The organism is Phyllobacterium sp., assembly GCF_037994425.1.
GTDB lineage: Bacteria > Pseudomonadota > Alphaproteobacteria > Rhizobiales > Rhizobiaceae > Phyllobacterium.
The window spans coordinates 1-2,259 of sequence record NZ_JBBNAM010000274.1 but is presented as its reverse complement, the minus strand read 5'-3'; the positions used below and the strand labels follow the sequence as shown (position 1 = coordinate 2,259).

Genomic DNA, 2,259 nt, shown 5'->3' with positions numbered 1-2,259 from the left:
GAAATTTCATCGATGCGATCGAAAATGGCGGGCAGCTTCGCGTCAACGGCGATGATGCGTTGAACGCTCACCGGTTCATAGACGCGGTCCTGTTGGCTGGCACTGTAGTGAAGCAAGGGCCCGACCTTCACAGGTGGCCGGACCCTCCTAGTGCCGCCTCGGGGGGCATATGAGCGCGGCCGGGGGGAAATAGTCGATTCGGACGTTTCCGGTCAATCACGAAACCATAGCATTGAAATGCGCATTTGAAGGGCCGTCGGCGAGCGCGCGCTCGTTTCCCAAATCGGCGGGATCATCCAAAAGAGGTAGGAACGAAAGCGCGCCCTATCCGTTTTGGGGTCGGGCTTTGCTTAATCTCTCCCAGCGAAGCCTCAATGTTCCATTGCCCCGCAACCGCGACTGCCGGGTTCAAATACAAACTCCCACCCCGCTTCCTTCAGCGGGGTTTTTTCTGTTGGCGGCCTTGCGTGGACCTTGGCCTCGCTCGGCGGCCGCCGACAAAAATTGGGGGGTCGTACGCGGGACTTTTACGACAGCGGGCGGCCTTGAATAGCAGCCCGTGTTCGCTCGAAACTGGGCGGCGAAATTGGCGACATTATGCTGCCAAAGTGCCTTTCGAGTTCCATAGTCAGATCTTCTTCTGATGTCATGCCACGGTGAAAAAGTCCGACGAGCAGTTTCGCTGCGACGTTATAGCTTTTGGGATTGGAAACGCTGGTGGCCGGGCCATAGCCAGCCGCATCCAATACGCCTTGCAGCATGAGGAGGTCTTTTGATTTCAGGACGACGTGCAGTTGGGAAGACATCTGGTCCTCCTTCTTTTGGGGCGAGGGCATTTTGCCCCGAAGCAGCAGCGCCCGTAAAATAGACTGCTGACCTACAGACCATGCTCCACGCTCTTTCCTCACGCAACTTAATTCATGCAATCAATGTTTTTATTCGTCCTTTATAACAAAACCAAAGATTGACGTTGCGTTTCATGCGAGGAGTGTCTATATGGCGGCTATCGGCATTGCTGATGAGCGCTGGAACATGTCTGTCGCTCGCAATCGCCGCAGTTGCTTTCTGCTTTTGACCACGGATGTACTGGCATTGGTATGAGTAGCGATGTGAGGAAGGTCGGTGCGGTTTAGCCCCGGCCTTTTTTGTTTGCCGAGACAGGCGCCAGGTCTCGGCGCTCACGCCTGATCGTTTCAGTCGCGAGGAAAAACAGGTGCCCCGCAAGGGTTGTGGCGAACGCAGCCCTTGGGCAGTTTACAGTTTGGAAAGTGAAACGACGCAGACCGGAATATCTTGCCGTCCCATCTTTTCAGCGAACAACTTTGAGCTTTGTTCCGAGCAACCAATATCGCGCATGGAAAAGATCCTGATAGCGATTTTCCTCATATGCATCGCCATTGGCGCGGCTGACTGAGCGCTTTGCTGCAGTCACAAAGCTGATTGGGCGAGATTCGCCTAGGCGAGCCGGAACACTACCTTTGCATCAACAGCCGCTGCAAGGAATGCGGACTGGGCCTCTCTCTGGGTTACTCCTCCTGCCATGGTACCAGCGCAGGCCTGCATCGCCGAGAAGAAGGCGCGGCCTTGTGTCACCGGCCAGTTCGCAAATAGCATTTCAAGGGCTTCATCTGCGGATGCAATGGCGTGCAGCACATGGTTGTGTTCAACGATTAAAATGACCCAACCTGACGACACAGGGTCTCCGATTCCGCTTCAAAGGGATATACACTGATCGATCGGCAGCCACACTTTAAACCCCGCCCGTGACACGTTGTTCCCGCTATTCCGCGGGAACACAAAGAAGGCGCGATTCCAGCAACTCTCGGGGCGTGAGCGTCGAATTCGACGACATGAGCTCGATGCGACATTTACGGCGCCCCGAGCCTGAATGCTTTCAGGATCGGTTCGGGTCGCCGTGAGGAAGCTCATCTCACGGATCCCGCTCAAGGCAAGAGCACGCCGTATCTGTCGGCGGCGGTGCCAATTCACGCCGCGGGGGGAGCGCCGATGACGCCGACGGAGGGCGTTTCCAGATGACATTCAACCTGCCGAGGTCATTTTCCAGGCTGCTGAAATCGCAGAAAATGTATCGAAAACTGCTTGCAAAGGCGCTTGGCACACCGACCCGAACTGTATCCAGAAAATCGCGCAGCCCGGTCGCAGCGAAGCCGAAACTCAGCGAAGTGACCGGGTTCGGTAGCAATCCAGGACGGTTGACGATGAAGCTCTTCGTACCCGGCAAATTACCGGCAAAGCCGC

Annotated in this window: 2 protein-coding genes and 1 pseudogene; 1 reads left to right on the top strand and 2 read right to left on the bottom strand. The window is 56.0% G+C overall.

Features of this window, described 5'->3' with window-relative positions:
* Positions 1-527: 527 nt before the first annotated feature.
* Together AAAB35_RS18825 and AAAB35_RS18820 are read right to left on the bottom strand one after the other, a co-directional pair.
* Positions 528-908 (bottom strand): hypothetical protein, encoded by a 381-nt coding sequence (locus AAAB35_RS18825; RefSeq protein WP_340669810.1) that lies wholly within the window; start codon positions 906-908, stop codon positions 528-530.
* A gap of 547 nt (positions 909-1,455) precedes the next feature.
* Positions 1,456-1,695, bottom strand: a complete 240-nt coding sequence (locus AAAB35_RS18820) for a DUF982 domain-containing protein (RefSeq protein WP_340669809.1) — start codon at positions 1,693-1,695, stop codon at positions 1,456-1,458.
* Between the two features lie 338 nt (positions 1,696-2,033).
* Here AAAB35_RS18820 and AAAB35_RS18815 point away from each other — a divergent pair.
* A pseudogene (locus tag AAAB35_RS18815) lies at positions 2,034-2,259 on the top strand (polyhydroxybutyrate depolymerase); the annotation flags it as partial.